Source organism: Cellulophaga sp. 3_MG-2023 (assembly GCF_030546975.1).
In the GTDB taxonomy this organism is placed as follows: Bacteria; Bacteroidota; Bacteroidia; order Flavobacteriales; family Flavobacteriaceae; genus Cellulophaga.
The window spans coordinates 263,894-281,224 of the sequence record NZ_JAUOPS010000004.1 but is presented as its reverse complement, the minus strand read 5'-3'; the positions used below and the strand labels follow the sequence as shown (position 1 = coordinate 281,224).

Below are 17,331 nucleotides of genomic sequence, written 5' to 3'. Positions count from 1 at the left end.
CTAAAATATATTGTTTTTTTAAGGTTTTTACCCCACAATGTTTATTATTTTTCCTGGAACTATAATTACTTTTTTAGGTTCGCGACCTTGTAATTGAGCAATAGTTTTTTCATGTGCCATTACTGTAGCTTCAATTTCGTCTTTAGATAAGTCTAATGGCAATTCTAATTTAAAGCGCATTTTACCATTAAAAGAAACAGGATATTCTTTGCTGCTTTCTACAAGGTGTGATGCATCAAACTTTGGAAAAGGAGCTGTAGCAATAGAAGTTGTGTGTCCTAATTGCTGCCATAATTCTTCTGCTATATGTGGTGCATAAGGAGAAACTAAAATAGCTAAGGCTTCTAAAATTTCTTTACTAGTGCATTTTTGACTAGACAACTCGTTTACACATATCATAAAGGTAGATACAGACGTGTTAAAAGAGAAGTTCTCTATATCTTCTGCAACCTTTTTAATGGTTTTGTGTAATGTTTTTAAGTTGTCTTTTGTTGGTGCGGCATCTGTAAATTTAGCGCCATTGTCATCTAAATATAAACGCCATAGTTTTTTTAAGAAACCGTGAGTACCTGTAATACCAGCAGTGTTCCAAGGTTTAGATTGCTCTAATGGGCCTAAAAACATTTCGTACAAACGTAAACTGTCTGCGCCATAATCTTCGCAAATACTATCTGGACTAACCACATTGTATTTAGATTTAGACATTTTTTCTACCTCACGCTTAACCTTAAAAGTACCATCTTCTTCAGTAATAAATTCAGCGTCTTTGTATTCTGGTCTCCAGTTTTTAAAAGCTTCAATGTCTAACTCATCTGAAGCATTTACGAAAGAAACATCTGCGTGTATTAATCTAAAAGAAACTTCAGAAAGTTCATTTTCAGAAATTCCTTTGCTATTTAAAACTTTTAAATGTTCCTTATATTTAGGATGTTCTGAATCCAGGTAGTTTGGACCGTCAAATAACCCTGCTGATTCATAAATTTGTAAACTTTTATCATTGTGAAGAGCTTCATACACAAAAGCACTTGTACCTGTAATCATTCCTTGGTTAATCAGTTTTTTAGCAAACTCATTTTTAGGAACAACGCCTTTATCAAACAAAAATTTCTGCCAAAAACGTGCATATAATAAGTGTCCGGTTGCGTGCTCACTACCACCAATGTATAAATCTACATCTTGCCAGTAGTTAATTGCATCATCAGAAAATATGGCATCTGTATTATTTGGATCCATATAACGGTTAAAGTAAAAACTACTACCTGCCCAACCTGGCATTGTGTTTAACTCTAACGGAAATATAGTGTCATTGTTTATTTCACTATTGTCTACAACTTTATTTTCTTTAGTGCACCAAGCCCAAACGTTAGCGTTACCTAATGGTGGTTCGCCAGTTTCGGTTGGTAAGTATTTTTCTACCTCTGGTAATGTAATAGGTAAATGTTTGGCATCTATCATTTGTGGCATACCATCTACGTAATACACAGGAAAAGGTTCTCCCCAGTAACGTTGCCTGCTAAAAACAGCATCGCGCAAGCGGTAGTTAATTTTGCCTTTACCGTGGCCTATTTTTTCTAGCTCGTAAATGGCTAGTTTCATTGCTTTTTTATAAGGTAATCCGTTTAAGAAATCTGAATTGGCAATTATAGTTTTTTCTTTATCTGCATAAGCTTCTTCAGAAATATCTACACCTTCAAAAACATTAGGGATATCAATATTAAAATGTTTAGCAAAATCATAATCGCGCTGGTCGCCACAAGGTACTGCCATAACAGCTCCGGTTCCGTAGCCGGCTAATACGTAATCTCCAATCCAAATAGGAATAAGTTTTTTTGTAAAAGGATGTTCTGCGTAAGCACCAGTAAAAGCACCAGAAATGGTTTTTACATCTGCCATACGCTCGCGCTCACTACGTTTTGCAGTGGCTTGTATATAATCTTCTACTTCTTGTTTTTGCTCTGGTGTTGTTATAGTTGCAACAAGCTCATGTTCTGGAGCAAGAGTCATAAAACTAACTCCAAAAATAGTATCTGGGCGAGTAGTAAAAACATCTATTTGCTCTTTATGGTCTTTTACATTAAAAGTAACAGATGCACCTTGACTTCTTCCAATCCAGTTGGTTTGTGAGTCTTTTAAAGGTTGTGGCCAGTCTATTGTATTTAAATCATCTAATAAACGTTGTGCGTAAGCAGAAATACGCATACTCCATTGTGTCATTTTTTTACGAATAACAGGATGTCCGCCACGTTCTGACACTCCGTTAACAATTTCATCATTAGCTAATACAGTACCAAGAGCAGGACACCAGTTTACTTCGGTTTCTGCTAAGTATGTTAGTCTGTATTGTAATAAAATTTCTTGTTGCTTTTTAGTGTCGTATGCTTGCCACTCATCAGCAGAAAAAACATTAATATCATCATCAGAAACAGCATTTACGGTTGCGTTTCCTTCTTTTTCAAAAACCTGAATTAAGGTAGAAATATCTTCAGCCTTATTGGTGTTGTTATTGTACCAAGAATTAAATAACTGAATAAATATCCACTGTGTCCATTTGTAATAATCAGGATTAGAAGTACGTACCTCACGACTCCAATCAAAAGAAAAACCAATTTTATCTAGTTGTTCTCTGTACCTGTTAATATTTGTTTTAGTAGTAACTGCAGGGTGTTGCCCTGTTTGTATAGCATATTGTTCTGCCGGTAAACCAAAAGAATCGTATCCCATTGGGTGTAACACATTAAACCCTTGGTGTCTTTTATAACGAGCATAAATATCACTTGCAATATACCCAAGTGGGTGGCCAACGTGTAACCCCGCACCAGAAGGGTAAGGGAACATATCTAAAACATAAAATTTTTCTTTATCAGAATTATTTTCTGCCTTAAAAGTTTGGTTTTCTGCCCAATATTTTTGCCACTTGGCTTCAATTTCTTTAAAATCGTAGTTCATATGCTTGTCTTCTGCTATTTAGAATGGGGCAAATTTAAGAATTACAAGCCAAACAGCCTACTATTGCTTTTACTAGTATGTAAAAACTTAAACACCCTGCAAAACAAGGTGTTTAATGATATTTTTTAAAAGATATAGCCTAATGAAATTTGTAGTACGCCGTTTTTAATATCTGGGTTTTCTGCAACTGTAGTAATGCCAAAATTATACCTTGCTTCTGTAAAAATACCAGCACCTAAATTAAGTCCAAAACCGGTGTTAAAACCAAAATCTACACTTTTGGCGTCTGTATCTAAAGTGCCAATATTGTCGTCATAAAAAACAGCTTTATCAGAAACTAAAAAAGAAACCTGTGGGCCGGCTTGTAAAAACAACTTAGGTAATACGTTGTATTTAAATTGAATAGGAATAGCTATGTAGTCTAATTTTGCTTTGTACAGACTGTTTAAATCTGCACCTTGCCTAGAGTACAGTAGTTCTGGTTGAATATTTAACTTTTCTGAAATTTTGATTTGAGTAAAGAAACCAGCGTGAAAAGTAACAAGGCTATTTTTATCTTGATTGTTGCCGTACAAATTAGAAACATTTAAACCTGCTTTTGCGCCATAATTTATTTTTTGAGCAATGGCATTACTGCTGTAAACAAAAAGAGCTGCTAAAAGTAAAAAGGTAATTTTTTTCATAATTATATGTTTTTTGTTTTGTAGGATTTTACAACTACTATGCCAAAAAGTGTTAATTTACAATAAGCTTATTCTTGTTTTTTGTAGATTACTAATTACAAATACCTTTAAAATGTATTATTACAAATTACTTTACTATTTTTACGTATTGTTATAAGTTATGAGTAAATCTTTTGAACGTTATCAAAAAAGGAAATTAATTTCCTCTTATTTTTCTGTAGTGCTTAGTATAGCTTTAGTATTATTTTTACTAGGTATGCTTGGCTTATTGGTGCTTAATACCAAAAAAATGGCAGATCATTTTAAAGAGCAAATTACGGTTTCGGTATTTTTAAAGGACGAGGCAAAACAAGTAGAAATAGACCAATTGCAAAAAAGTTTAGCAATGGCAGATTATACTAAGCAGGCTATTTTTGTATCTAAAGAAGAAGCTGCCGAGCAACATACAGAGGTAATAGGTGAGAATTTCATAGAATTTTTAGGCTACAATCCTTTAAAAAATTCTATTGATGTACAATTAAAAGCAGACTTTGTATCGCCTACCCAAATTGAGGAAATAGCAGAAAATATACAAGCAAAAGATTATGTAGAGGAAGTAAGTTATGATAAACCCCTTATTTCTTTATTAAATGATAATGTAAAAAAAATTAGTTTGTGGATATTAGTAGCTAGTGGCATATTTGCATTTATTGCATTTTTACTAATTAACAGTTCTATACGTTTGTCTGTATATTCTAAGCGTTTTATAATAAAAACAATGCAAATGGTTGGGGCAACAAAACGCTTTATACGTAGGCCTTTTTTATGGACAAATATAAAGTTAGGAATGTTAGGTGCGCTAATAGCAATGATAGGTTTGGCTATAACTATATATTATGTAAACGATTTTTTTCCGGAATTAACTTTATTTCAAGATCCATTAACATTAGGGTTGTTATTTGCTGCAATTTTTGTTCTGGGTGTATTAATTTCGTTTATAAGTACATTTTTAGCTACACAACGTTTCTTAAATCTTAGGACAGACGATTTATATTATTAGATTTGCACTGTTAAAAATTAGATAAGGATTAAATTTTTTACAAAATGAAAAAAAATAGTAATACCACAGGAGAAGATTCTAAAAGAGAATTTATTTTTCAAAAGAAGAATTATATTTTTATGGCTGTAGGTCTTGCTTTTTTAACGCTAGGTTTTGTGTTAATGAGTGGTGGTGGTAGTGATGATCCAAATGTTTTTAATCCTGAAATATATAATTTTAGAAGAATTCGCCTTGCACCAACTTTGGTGTTAATTGGTTTAGGTATAGAGGTGTATGCCATTTTGTTAAATCCACACAAGAAGAAAAACTAAATTTTGGACATATTACAAGCAATTATTTTAGCAATTGTAGAAGGTATAACGGAGTATTTACCAGTATCATCTACAGGGCATATGATTATAGTTTCTTCTTTTTTTGGGATTGCCCAAGAAGAATTTACAAAATTATTTACCATAGTAATACAATTAGGAACAATACTATCTGTATTTGTACTTTACTTTAAACGCTTTTTTCAGAGTGTAGATTTTTATTTAAAGTTACTAGTTGCATTTATACCCGCAGTAGTTTTAGGTTTGTTGCTTAGCGACGTTATAGACTCTTTGTTAGAAAGTCCAATAACGGTAGCCATATCTTTAGTATTAGGAGGTTTTATTTTATTGCGAGTAGACCATTGGTTTGCAGACTCTGAAGAAAAAGAAATTACATACCTAACAGCACTAAAAATTGGCTTTTTTCAGTGCTTAGCTATGATACCTGGTGTTAGTAGAAGTGGAGCAAGTATAGTAGGTGGTATGTCTCAAAAACTATCTAGAACAGTAGCAGCAGAATTTAGTTTCTTTTTAGCGGTACCTACAATGTTAGGTGCAACTTTAAAAAAGAGTTACGATTTTTATAAGCTAGGATATACATTAACAGGGGAGCAGGTTAACTTGTTAATTATTGGTAACGTAGTTGGTTTTTTAGTAGCCTTATTTGCTATAAAAACTTTTATTGGCTACTTAAGTAAACACGGCTTTAAAATGTTTGGTTACTACCGTATTGTAGTTGGGTTAGCAATATTGGCAATTCACTATTTTGTATACCCATTAACAGTAATCTAATTTTTAAAGCGTGACAACCAAAGAAGAATTTTTAGAAGGGCAAATATTGCTTATAGATAAGCCATTAACCTGGTCATCTTTTCAGGCAGTAAATGCTTTAAAATGGGGTATTCGCAGAAAATTTGAATTAAAAAAAATTAAAATTGGCCACGCAGGTACATTAGACCCTTTGGCTACAGGTTTATTAATTATTTGCACTGGTAAATTCACTAAAAAGATACCAACACTACAAGGTCAAGTTAAAGAATATACAGGAACTGTAACATTGGGCGGTACAACACCATCTTATGATATGGAAACTGAAGTAGACCAAAGTTACCCAACAGAACATATTACAGAAGAGCAAATAAACGCTGCTACTGCTAATTTTATGGGGAAAATACAGCAAGTTCCACCCGTTTTTTCAGCATTAAAAAAGAATGGTAAACGTTTGTATGAGTATGCAAGAGAAGGGCAAGCTGTAGAAGTAAAATCTAGAGAAGTAGAGATTACAGAATTTGAAATTACAAAGATAAATTTACCAGAAGTAGAGTTTAGAGTAGTGTGTAGTAAAGGCACCTATATACGTTCTTTGGCCAACGATTTTGGTAAAGCATTGCAAAGTGGCGGATACTTATCTGCCCTTAGAAGAACCAAAATAGGTGATTTTAACGTAGATAAAGCAGTAACCCCTGCAGATTTTCATACCATAGTGTTGGGGATGCCTAAACCAAAAGAGTAGTTAAATCTATATTTTTTAAAAAGAGTATAAAATATTTTTTTAAAAAACGGGTTATTAGTTATATGCTTAAAGATAGTAGATACTTATCATTTTTAATCACATTCTTTTCTATGTCTATTGTAGTATTGTCTTTGTACAATATACACTTAGGAGCAAAGGAGAAGGAAGAGTATGTGGTAGAACTAGCAATGCTAGAAGAAGATGAAGAGTTAGAGGAGATGCAGAAAGAAGAAGAACAGCAGCCTACCCAACAAAAAGAGATTAAAAGCCATATGGCGTATAATGAAAAGGCAAAGCCAACTTATGGTAATCCAGAGCCTTTAAAAACGCTAGAAGAATTAATGGAGGAAGCTAAGTCTGATGCAGAAAGCGACCCAAACTCCAAACTAATAAGTTCTGAAAATGGTTACGCAGCTAGTCTAAAAGAATTAGCAAAAAAACGAGAAGAAGCCAAACAAAAGTTAGGTGAAAAAGATGCAAAAAAAGATGAGGTTTCTCACAACTTAGCAAAACGTAAAACATCTATTTCTTTTTCTTTAGTAAAACGAAATGCTTATGATTTACCACCACCAACATATACGTGTATAGAAGGTGGTAAAGTGGTTATAAACATAGAGGTAGATAGCTTTGGTAACGTTACAGATGCAGAATTTAATAAAAAGAGTTCTGGCACTAGTAATGGGTGTTTGGTAGATAATGCTATAGAGTACGCATTAAAATCTAAATTTAGTAACTCATCTAAAGAAAAGCAAAAAGGAACAATTACCTACCTATTCCAAGGCAAGTAATTGTGTTAAGTCTTCAATAGTATTTTGGCCTTTATCTTTATTGTACCAAACTTGTAACTCTTGTTTAAATTCTGGTGTTAAACCGCCATTTTTAGCCTTAAAATCTTCAACAATTTTAGTTAGCTTACTAGGCCTTGGTCCCCAATCACCTATAACTTCTTGCGTGTCTTCATTAAAGGCAATAAGTCTAGGTATAGATAATGTGTTGTTGTATAAAAAATGATTCATCAACTCTAGGTTTTCATCTCTAAGAATCACTTTTACATCAATATTAGGATTTTGATCTGCAAATTTTTGCATTACAGGCATAGACTGTGCAGCATCTCCACACCAGCTCTCTGTTAAAACCAACCACGTTGTTTTGGCTTTAACTTGTTTTATTTTGTTAATAGTAGCATCAGGTAGCTTTGTTGTTTTGTCTAAACGCTTCATACGTTTATCATTAAGCATAGTGTAATTTGCTAAAGCATCTGTTTGTACAATACCAGTAGATTTGTTGTTAGCAACCAAATTACGCATTAGTTCTCTATACTCTAAGTAAGGCATAGCAGAAGAGATTGCATTGGTTAATAATGCGGTTACTGTATCATTTGTTGTGTTTGTAGAATTCATAACTAAAGGCTTTACTTTTTTATTCAAAAATAATATAGAAACTATTTTTATAAGCTGATAATCGTCATATTGGTAGTAGAAAATTATAAAAACTTACAATGTATATTGTTAAGATAAGTTTAACAGAATTGCATTACAATTAGTTAACATAGTAGAGCAAACTTAAACTTTAAATAATAGATTTCTAACATAGAAAAAATAGATTTGATTTTTTTAATTGTTGATCCATTTTTTATGAAAAGTATACGACCAGACTTACGTGATTATGAAACATTTTCTCTTTATAAATTTTTAAAGGAGAAAAAGATGGATAGCTTAAATGAGAATGTTTTTGAAGTAGTTTTTGATAAAAATGAATATTTATACGAGCCGCCTAAAGTAGAAAACTATATTTATGAAATAGTAACAGGCGCTATAAAGCTGGGAGGGTACTCAGAAAAAGGAGATGAGTATACTTACGCTGTATTACACACAGGAGAGTTTTTTGGAAACTTAATGTATTTAAACGGTCAGTTTTCTGAGTTTGCTAAGGCATTAGTAGATGTAAGAGTTAGAGTATACGATTTAAATTTTTTTAAGAAAGAAGTAAAAAGTCACCCTATTTCTGCAGAATGGTTTTTTAGCTATCTAACCAAAAGGTGGTATATGGCAGAAAAAAAGCTTTGCAAAGTAAATGAAAAGTCAATTACAGATAAGTTAAACTTTTTAAAAACAGTATATAACTTTAAAGTTTTAGACGCTAACGGTAAAGCTTATAATATACATTGTTTGTTAACCCAAAAAGATAAGGGTGACCTTATTGGGGCCACCCGACAAACTATAGCTAATGCTTTAAAAAATAATCAGTTTGTTTTAGATAAAATACCTGGGTAAAGAATTCCGTCTTTTGCGGTAAAGTTTAATTTAAGTAACTCACTAATTACAGGAGCTACATCTTCTAAGCCCATTTTTTCTATGGTTTTACCCTTGTTAATGCCTGCTCCAAAAGCAACAAAACCAGTTTCTATTTCTTTAAAGTCCGGAAAAAAACCGTGCGTGCCTCCTCTTCTAGGAGATAGTATACTGCCATTGGACCTAGCAGACATTGCAATACCAGGTATTGGTGCTAAAGCTAATACAGCATTTGGGTCTGCACCAATTTTATCTAATTCTTCTCTGTTAACCACTCTAAATAATTTTTTAATATTATCAGGTAAATTATTTAGTTTGTTACGAACTTTTTCAATCGTTTTTTTGTCTTTTTTATCCTTTACCATTAAAAATGCAGAAGCTCCAGATGTGTGAAAAGTAGCTTTCCAATTTCCTCTATCTTTTTTACTCTCCATTAAACCTTCTTCTACCAACCAAATATTAGGATTTAATGCAGAATGTATGTCTACAAAACCGTGATCACCAGTTATAATAAATGTTGTTTTATTTTCTATGCCAGCTCTTTTAGAGGCTTCCATAATTTTACCAATAGCCCTATCTACTGCTGCAATAGAAGTGTATACTTTTTCGCCATCTCTGCCTTGCTCGTGCTGAAAATGATCTACAGCAAATAAATGAATAGAAATAAAGTTTGGCTTGTATTTTTCAAGTGTATATGCCGCCATCTCTCCAATTCTATCTTCTCTATTTAAATAATCGCCATTAAATGTATTCTTATTTAATTTTCCCAATACTTCTTCTTCCATTTCAGCTAAAAAACCTTTAGGAGTTTCGAAATCTCGCATAGGTTTAATACTACCGTAATCTCCTTTTAAATACCAATATTCTGGTATGTTATAGTTTACATCTGCGCCTACAGACACAGGCCAAAGAAAACTAGCGCTTGTTTTGTTAGCTTCTTTAACAGCGGTCCAAAGTGTTTTTGTTTTAATAAGATTGTTTTCCCAATACCAACGACCAGTTTGTCCTTTTTCTTCAAAAGGACTATTGTAATAAATGCCGTGTTCTTTTGGGTAAGCACCTGTAATTAAAGTAGTGTGTGAAGGGTATGTTACAGATGGAAAAATACCTCTAACTCCTTTAGCGGATACGCCTTCTTTAACCATTTTTTTTAAATTAGGAGCCGGCCACTTCTCTTCTAAATAAAAATCTGGTCTAAAACCATCTACAGAAATTAAGATTACGTGTTCTGTAATTAACTTTTCTTGCGCCTCACAAATTTGAGAGGAAATTAAAAGACTTAATAAGTATATAATTTTTTTCATATTATTTTTAAAATGAAGGGCTTGCTTAATTATTATTAGCAAACCCTTCTACTATTAAACAAAAATTAAAATTCTTAATTAAAGGTATATCTAGCACCCAATTGCAATCTCCAAGGAGTTCCGTTTATAGGCTCTGTTCCGCTAGAAGTTTGTACAGAATAATTATAGTTTTGGTTAGTTTGATCAAAGCCTGTTATTCTCATTAAATTTCTATTGCCAAAGTTGTGAGACTGTCCCCAATCTTTATTTAGCATATTGGCAAAGTTGAAAATATCCATAGATAACTCTAAGCCTTGTTTTTTATTTTTAGTTTCAAAACGCTTTTGCAATCTTAGATCTACAAATGCAGAAAAAGGGTTTTTTCCGCCGTTACGCTCAGCAAAACTGCCGTAACTATCTTTTAAATACTCTTTAAAACCATTTGGAGTTTTTGGGTCGTTTAGTATTTGGTTGTAGCCGTCTATAATAGTTTGTGGAGTACTTGGGTCATTTGGATCAAAAATATAAGCAACATCATTACTTAGGTTAAAGTCTCCGTTAGCACTAGTGTTACTATTTACTTTAAAAGTATATCTAGTACCTCCTTGGCCAATTACTTTTGCACCTAATGTAAAACCTTTCCAGGTAGGTGTAGCACCGTTTACAACAAGTTTAGTGTCAAAATGGTTGTCTGCAAAGCCGTAGTTTAAATCTCTAGGGTCTCCAGATACAGGTAAAAAAGTAGAGGTGTTAGCAACACAACAATTGTATGATGAGTTATCTTTAGATCTATTAAAAGTAACACTTGCGTTTACATAACCATCTTTCCCAATTTGTGCAGAGCCTTCTAAAACAAAAGCAAGGTTGTCTAACACACCATCAGAAGTCATTACTAAAGTTCTACCAACTTGGTTAGATATTCTAGAGTTTTTCCAGTCTACAGATCCGTTTTCTGTAATAGTATTTGCAGGTACAAAAACCTCTCTTCCTTGTTGTGTAACAAAGTAAGGTTCTTTAACTAAATTAGCTTCTTGGTATGTGTAATTATTTTTGGTATGGCTAAATAAAGTATTAAAGCCAAGACTATATTTACTGCCAAAAAAGTGAGTGTAGCTTAAGTTAGCCTTGTATGTTGTTGGTACTTCAAAATCTTTACCCACAGCATTTATTGTAGAAAAAGGAGTAACACCAGCAGGTACACCAGGGACAGTATTAGGGTTATTACGATATGATTGAAAATCTGGCGTAGGAACATTACTGCCAGTAACATCTATTGCGCCTAATAGCGTGCCACTATTTTGAATATTGTTTACTTGTGCGTAGTAGTGAGGTTGAGCAGAGAAAACGCCTCCTCCTAATTTAAATACGTCTTTATTTTCTCCTTTTAGGTTGTATGTAAGCTGAAACCTAGGTTGTATATTGTTGTAATCATCTAGCTTTTCATCTGTACGTATACCTAATTCTTGGTCTACTACCGGATTGTATTCTGCAGCGTCTAAAAACTTAGTTGCGTCCCAACGTACGCCGGCTACCAAATTTAAATCTGGGGTAATATCAAAATCTACTTGTGCAAATAAAGATAAATCTAAAACGGTTTGCTTAACAATAGGTAAACCTTGTAAAGGTACTTCTCTAGCGTATCTAGAAGGGGTTAGGTTTTCAAAATCATCTAAAGAATCAAAATAAAAACGACCATTTTGTTCATTAGAAAGTAATGTTTCTAATGACGTAATCATATTATCTGTACCAAATGTAAAGTTTGCATTGTCTGTATTAATGTAGGTAGTGTTTGTAAACTGTATTTGGTTTTCTACATTAGTTTCGGGAGAATAACGTTGCCCACCTAACTGTACACTTTTAGTACTGTTGTTCCCGTTTGGTAAAACAGATGATACTTGTACTATTGCTCTTGGCATATTAGATGGTGGCAGTTGTGAGCTAGGTGTGTAAGCCCTTTCTGCGTGTTGGTATTGAAACTTAAATTCGTTAGTAACAGTAGGACTAAACATAGAGCGTAAAGAAAGCATAGTACTATTTTCTTTAGATGCAAAATCTGAATATGTTTCTGCTAATTCTATGCTAGAGTTGTCACCAACACTAAAAGGATTATCCCATTTGTTGTATAAGTTACGTAGTGTAAGTCTGTGCTTGTCGTTTATTTGCCAATCTAAACGAATAAAAAGGTTATTTGCTTCAGTTTCACGATCAAACTGACCAATTTGTTGTTGGTTACCCAAGCCGTATGAGTTTCTGCCAATGCTTAAGTAGCGGTCTAAATTGTTTTGTGTTATGCCTAATCTATTCTCATCATCTGTACTTTGTATATCTGCAATATACCTAGGTTCTCCGGCATCTTGTCTTTCAAAAACAGCAAAAAAATGAAGTTTGTCTTTAACTATTGGTCCGCCTAAACTAACACCATACTGAGAATTGTAAAAATCTGCAGTACGTTCTTGTCCTTGAATGTTGTATTTACTTTGTAGGCCATCTGCTCTGTGGTAAAAGAAAGTACTACCTTTAAATTCATTAGTACCAGATTTGGTTACAGCAGATATAGATCCTCCGGCTTGTCTGCCTTGTGTAACATTATAATCATTAGTAGAAACTTCAAATTCTCTAATAGCTTCTTGTGATATTGTGTAAGGTCCGCTACCAATATCGCCAGCAGTTAGTTGGTTTCTTGCATTAGTGCCATCAATAGTTACATTGGTAGAAGTTCCTCTTTGTCCGCTTAAATTATAGCTTCCGCCACCTTGCAGTGGAGATAAACTAGTTAAGCCAGTAAAGTTTCTTCCTTCAGTAGCAAGTTTTTTAATTTGGGTAGCTCCAATTTTTGTAGAAGCACCAATTTGTTCAATTCTTTTAGATAAACTGTTAGATGATACTACAACTTCATTTAATGTTGTAGAAGACTCTTGTAGTTCAAAATTAATAGTAACTGCATCACTTAAATTAAGCATAATGCCTTCTCTAACAGATTCTGAGAAACCTAAGTATTTTGCCGTAACCTTGTATGGTCCGCCTAATGGAAGTTGCTGAAATTTAAAATCTCCGTTTTCATTAGTTAATGTACCAGAGATAAAGCCTGTAGAAATATCTTTTATTACAATTTCTGCACCCATAAGAGGTTCTCCAATGTTATCTTTTACAGAGCCTTTAATAGTTGCATTTGTAGCTTGTGAATAGGAGTTTAGTGAAGTTCCTAGTAAAATAAATAAAGCTATTACCCGTAAGTAATTCTTGTATTTTGTTTTCATTTTGTATAGTTTGTTATTTAATTGGCTGCAAAAGTAGTGGCAGCAACAAACTGAAAAATGTTAGTTTTTAACATTACTTACGGACTTAACCTTAAGTTTAATATTTGATAATATAGGAGTTGTAATGCTGAAAACTATAAATTTAGTTTTTTAATTATTTTTTGTGTGTTTGCAAGCATATTTTTGTTTGGTTCTTTAGATTTATTATTGTTTTAAATTAAATGAATTATAAAAATTTAAAATAAACTTACATACCTTTAAAACATATAACTAATTAAAATTATGGAAAAACATAGATGTGGTTGGTGTGTAGGAGATGACTTGTATGAAGCATACCATGATGAAGAGTGGGGAACTCCTGTAAAAGATGATAAATTGTTATTTGAATTTTTAATTTTAGAAACTTTTCAGGCTGGGTTAAGTTGGATAACAATTTTACGCAAGCGTGAAAATTTTAGAAAAGCCTTTGATAATTTCGATTATAAAAAAATTGCAAATTACAAACAAGATAAAATAGATGTTTTGCTACAAGATGCAGGCATTATTAGAAATAAGCTAAAAGTGAACTCTGCTATAACCAATGCAGCTGCTTATATAAAAATACAAAAAGAGTTTGGTAGTTTTAGTTCGTACATATGGAGCTTTGTAAACAACAAGCCAATAAAAAATGCGTTAACTAATTATAAAGAAGCACCTGCAAACACGCCTTTGTCTGATGCTATAAGTAAAGACTTAAAAAAAAGAGGATTTAAATTTGTTGGTAGTACAGTTGTTTATGCATTTATGCAAGCAACTGGTATGGTTAATGATCATGAGGTTAATTGCTTTAGATATAATGAAGTATAGTATGTTTAGATTAAAAAATATTGGTTTCTCTGTTGTTCTACTTTTTTTCTGTGTGATAACAGTTGCAGCTCAAAATAAAATAGAAAGAGAACACAGAATTTTAAAATCTCAGTTCCCAGAAATTAGCTACACCAAAGAATTGTTGGGTAATGATATAAAAAAAATAAAATATTACAAAGAAATTGGTGCGCAAGAAGTTGTGTACAGAGCCAAATTTAAAAAGGTAAAATTGCAATATCAAATGCAGTATTCTGCAAATGGAGATTTACAAAATATAGGATTTAGAATAAAGCAAGTAGATTTTCCTTTTGAAGCTTTTACCGCCATAAATAATCAGTTAGTAGAATCTTTTGATCAATTTAAAATTAGAAGAATGTACCAGCAGTATCCTGTAAAATCTAAAGAAGACGAAGATACTGTGTACAAAAGTGCTTTTATGAATTTAATGGTGCCAAATATGGAGTACAAATTATTGGTTAAAGGTAAAAAAGATAATAAAAAAGTATATAAAGAGTATTGGTTTTCTGCAACTGGTAAACTTATAAAAACAAGAAATATGTTACCAGCTAATTTTGATAGGGTTTTATATTAACGACTAAAATAAAAATATGAGAAATAATTTTTTAATGCTTGTTTTATTACTAACATTAATAAGCTGTGGTAATAGTGAGAAATCTGATCTTAGCAAGCGATTAGATATTTCTGATGCAAGCGAAAAGTATTTATCTGGCAATTCTGAAGTTGCTAGTCAGTTAATGGAAACTTATGTTTTAAGCGAAAAAGAGAATGAGTATGCTTGGGCACTTTTAGGTAATACGTATATTGATTTGGAGGAGGATGCTAAAGCTAAAAATGCCTTTGAAAATGCAGTAAGAGTAGATCCAAAAATGGAAGAAGCAATTACAGGTTTAGGAATTGTTGCTCGTATAGAAGGTGATTATGAAAAAGCAGCTGATTTGTATGAAAAAGCAATAGCAATAAACCCTAAATACGCAGAGGCTTACTCTAGTTTAGTTGTAATTTATTTAAAGCAGAAAGAGTTTGAAAAAGCAACAGAGGTAGGAGTTAAAAGTTATGAGTTAGATAAAGGAAATCCTGTTATAGCAGCAAATTTATGCGTTGCCTTTCATTATGCAGGAGATTCAATTTCTAGAGAAAAATATTTTAATGAAGCCAAAATTAATGGATATCCTAATCTGATAGGGATAAGAAACATTATAGATGGTGAACTAACTGTTTTTGATTAGTTTATAATACCAATAAATTACATCCTCTAATATCAGAATTGTCAAACCTACCAATAATTTCAAAACTTTGGTCATGGTGTACTTTACCTAAATCTTGTGTGGCAATAAACGAGCAAGAGTTTACATTGGCTAAATCTATAATATTAATTCCGCCTGTTTTTCCTGTTTTTTGTAGTGTTAGCGGATCTTCTGGGTCTCTAGTTAGCACTTTCATCCACGGAGGAGTATTAAAAATACCATTTTCTTTAGAATACCCTTGAGAAAGTAACTCGGTCATTCCGTACTCAGAATGTATGTTGTCAACGCCAAAACCATTTTTTAATTCTTGGTGTAGCTCTTCTCTAATTAATTCTTTTCTTCTTCCTTTCATACCACCAGTTTCCATAATAATGGTGTTTTTAAGGTGAAGTTTGTATTGTTCAGCAACATCTAATAGAGCAAAAGAAACGCCAATTAAAAGTACTTTTGTGCCTTTTTCTTCTAGTGATTTTAGTTTGCTAACCAGAGCATCAATATTATGCAAGTAAAAGCCGCTATCTGGGTGTTCACTTTTTTTAATAAGATCGTCTGCCATATATATTAAAGAAGATCCTTCTCGTTCTAAATAAGACGGTAGTAAAGCCAAAACACAATATTCTTTTATGTTACCGTAAAAGTGCTTAAACCCTTTTAAGTAACTATCTATATAAACTTGCACATTAGATACGTAGTGTTTGCTGGTGACCATACCAGTGGTACCACTGCTGCTAAAAGTTATTTGAGGAGTAGTATTATTTATAAGTACCTTTTTACTTTTAAAAAACTGAATAGGTAAAAAAGGAATATCTGTGTAATTAATTACGTTGCTACAATCTTTGTGTAGATGATTACAAAATTCCTGATAGACTAAATTATTGTTGTACTGAAATTTAAATACATCTAATGCAGTTGTATTAAAATCTTCTTTAGTCTGTATGTTAAAAATAGTTTCTGTATTCATTTTTACAAATAATAGTACAAAAGTAAGCAACTACTTAGTTGTAAAAAACAAAAAGCCCTAACAAGTTGTTAGGGCCTTTATGTGGTTGTTTGGGTTTAATTTTTATTTCACGACTAATTTGCGTGTCACTGTTTTTTTATTTTCTGTTACTTGCATTAAATACATCCCAGGAATTAACTTAGAAATATTTAATTGTTTAGCAATTAACCGTTGTTTTAAAACTACTTCGCCAAAAATATTATAAACAACAATGTCTTTAGCTCTGTTTTCTTTAGTAGTAATATAAACGGTTCTGTCCGCTACCGGATTAGGGTATAGTTTAAAATCTGCAATTTGGGGAATATTGCTATTTTGCATAGGTAAGTTAACTACCTTTTCTTGGGCAGAAACTAGCAAGCAAAACGTCATTAAAAACAAAATGTAGATTTTCTTCATTTTTTTTGCTGATTTGGGATTAGCTGTGTAAATGTAGAGTAAGTGTAAGCTTAAAAATATTTAATGTTGTGAAAAGGGAATTATTGTAGGTTAAATCACCTTTTTTAAGTTGTTAAGAAATAAAATTTTGAAAAATGCGTTGCTCGGATGAACTGCAACTCTCTATTTAATAATAAGTTTACGTGTGGCAACTTTATCTTTTTCAAAAATGCGTATTACATATACGCCAGCATCTAAATTAGAAACATTTAACTCTTTGCCAATTAATTTAGTATCTAGTGCTTTTGTTCCTAAAACATCAAAAACTAATATTTTTTTAGGAGCATTTTTTTTAGTACTAATGTAGATTTTGCCATTAGTCACAGGGTTGGGGTAAAGCTTTAAACCTTCAATATCAGACACCTTTTTAGTGTCTTGCCCAAAGGCAACCACTGTAGAAAAAGCAAAGAATAATACAAGGTATAATTGTTTCATATAAAGCTGTATACAATAAATATACTACAA

17 protein-coding genes are annotated in these 17,331 nt (G+C 32.4%); 9 read left to right on the top strand and 8 right to left on the bottom strand.

The window, feature by feature from the left end; genetic code table 11:
* Window positions 1-27 precede the first annotated feature (27 nt).
* Both Q4487_RS12570 and Q4487_RS12565 read right to left on the bottom strand, forming a co-directional pair.
* The gene (locus Q4487_RS12570; RefSeq protein WP_303542902.1) at window positions 28-2,946 is read right to left on the bottom strand and encodes a leucine--tRNA ligase; all 2,919 of its coding nucleotides are present in this window, start codon (window positions 2,944-2,946) and stop codon (window positions 28-30) included.
* 125 nt (window positions 2,947-3,071) lie between these two features.
* On the bottom strand, window positions 3,072-3,629 hold the full coding sequence (locus tag Q4487_RS12565; RefSeq protein WP_303542904.1) for a porin family protein: 558 nt from the start codon (window positions 3,627-3,629) through the stop codon (window positions 3,072-3,074).
* 160 nt (window positions 3,630-3,789) lie between these two features.
* On the opposite strand from Q4487_RS12565, the gene Q4487_RS12560 reads away from it, so the two are divergent.
* The 5 genes from Q4487_RS12560 (at window position 3,790) to Q4487_RS12540 (ending at window position 7,277) form a co-directional block, all read left to right on the top strand.
* Window positions 3,790-4,668 carry an ABC transporter permease gene (locus Q4487_RS12560; protein WP_303542906.1) on the top strand — a complete coding sequence of 293 codons (879 nt, stop codon included), beginning with the start codon at window positions 3,790-3,792 and terminating at the stop codon, window positions 4,666-4,668.
* A 44-nt stretch (window positions 4,669-4,712) separates the two neighbouring features.
* Complete coding sequence (locus Q4487_RS12555) at window positions 4,713-4,979, top strand: DUF3098 domain-containing protein (protein WP_100894803.1); 267 nt, start codon at window positions 4,713-4,715, stop codon at window positions 4,977-4,979.
* A 3-nt stretch (window positions 4,980-4,982) separates the two neighbouring features.
* Window positions 4,983-5,768, top strand: a complete 786-nt coding sequence (locus Q4487_RS12550; protein ID WP_100894804.1) for an undecaprenyl-diphosphate phosphatase — start codon at window positions 4,983-4,985, stop codon at window positions 5,766-5,768.
* A gap of 10 nt (window positions 5,769-5,778) precedes the next feature.
* Window positions 5,779-6,489 (top strand): tRNA pseudouridine(55) synthase TruB, encoded by a 711-nt coding sequence (gene truB / locus Q4487_RS12545; protein ID WP_100894805.1) that lies wholly within the window; start codon window positions 5,779-5,781, stop codon window positions 6,487-6,489.
* Window positions 6,490-6,551: 62 nt separating this feature from the next.
* Window positions 6,552-7,277, top strand: coding sequence for a hypothetical protein (locus Q4487_RS12540; protein ID WP_100894806.1), 726 nt, complete (start codon window positions 6,552-6,554; stop codon window positions 7,275-7,277).
* Here the strand turns inward: Q4487_RS12540 and Q4487_RS12535 are convergent.
* Window positions 7,260-7,889, bottom strand: a complete 630-nt coding sequence (locus Q4487_RS12535; RefSeq protein ID WP_303542911.1) for a thioredoxin family protein — start codon at window positions 7,887-7,889, stop codon at window positions 7,260-7,262. The genes Q4487_RS12540 and Q4487_RS12535 overlap by 18 nt on opposite strands.
* Window positions 7,890-8,123: 234 nt before the next feature.
* Here Q4487_RS12535 and Q4487_RS12530 point away from each other — a divergent pair, with 234 nt between their 5' ends.
* Entirely contained in the window at window positions 8,124-8,762 is a 639-nt protein-coding gene (locus tag Q4487_RS12530) for a Crp/Fnr family transcriptional regulator (protein ID WP_303542913.1), read from the top strand.
* Here Q4487_RS12530 and Q4487_RS12525 read toward each other — a convergent pair.
* Window positions 8,732-10,084, bottom strand: a complete 1,353-nt coding sequence (locus Q4487_RS12525; RefSeq protein ID WP_303542915.1) for an alkaline phosphatase family protein — start codon at window positions 10,082-10,084, stop codon at window positions 8,732-8,734. The genes Q4487_RS12530 and Q4487_RS12525 overlap by 31 nt on opposite strands.
* A gap of 74 nt (window positions 10,085-10,158) precedes the next feature.
* A complete protein-coding gene (locus Q4487_RS12520) occupies window positions 10,159-13,320 on the bottom strand; it encodes a carboxypeptidase regulatory-like domain-containing protein (protein ID WP_303542917.1) in 3,162 nt (1,053 codons plus the stop codon).
* Between the two features lie 282 nt (window positions 13,321-13,602).
* Here Q4487_RS12520 and Q4487_RS12515 point away from each other — a divergent pair, with 282 nt between their 5' ends.
* From Q4487_RS12515 to Q4487_RS12505, 3 genes are read left to right on the top strand one after another with little or no spacing between them, the layout of a single operon-like run.
* Window positions 13,603-14,166 carry a DNA-3-methyladenine glycosylase I gene (locus Q4487_RS12515; protein WP_303542919.1) on the top strand — a complete coding sequence of 188 codons (564 nt, stop codon included), beginning with the start codon at window positions 13,603-13,605 and terminating at the stop codon, window positions 14,164-14,166.
* Window position 14,167: 1 nt separating this feature from the next.
* On the top strand, window positions 14,168-14,758 hold the full coding sequence (locus Q4487_RS12510; RefSeq protein ID WP_303571894.1) for a hypothetical protein: 591 nt from the start codon (window positions 14,168-14,170) through the stop codon (window positions 14,756-14,758).
* A gap of 16 nt (window positions 14,759-14,774) precedes the next feature.
* Window positions 14,775-15,413 carry a tetratricopeptide repeat protein gene (locus Q4487_RS12505; RefSeq protein WP_303542921.1) on the top strand — a complete coding sequence of 213 codons (639 nt, stop codon included), beginning with the start codon at window positions 14,775-14,777 and terminating at the stop codon, window positions 15,411-15,413.
* Between the two features lies 1 nt (window position 15,414).
* Here the strand turns inward: Q4487_RS12505 and Q4487_RS12500 are convergent, their stop codons facing one another.
* The 3 genes from Q4487_RS12500 to Q4487_RS12490 form a co-directional block, all read right to left on the bottom strand.
* Window positions 15,415-16,392: an acyl transferase gene (locus Q4487_RS12500; protein ID WP_303542923.1), complete on the bottom strand. Its 978-nt coding sequence runs from the start codon at window positions 16,390-16,392 to the stop codon at window positions 15,415-15,417.
* A gap of 102 nt (window positions 16,393-16,494) precedes the next feature.
* Window positions 16,495-16,827, bottom strand: a complete 333-nt coding sequence (locus Q4487_RS12495; RefSeq protein ID WP_100894812.1) for a T9SS type A sorting domain-containing protein — start codon at window positions 16,825-16,827, stop codon at window positions 16,495-16,497.
* A gap of 162 nt (window positions 16,828-16,989) precedes the next feature.
* On the bottom strand, window positions 16,990-17,301 hold the full coding sequence (locus Q4487_RS12490; protein WP_100894813.1) for a T9SS type A sorting domain-containing protein: 312 nt from the start codon (window positions 17,299-17,301) through the stop codon (window positions 16,990-16,992).
* Window positions 17,302-17,331: the final 30 nt, after the last annotated feature.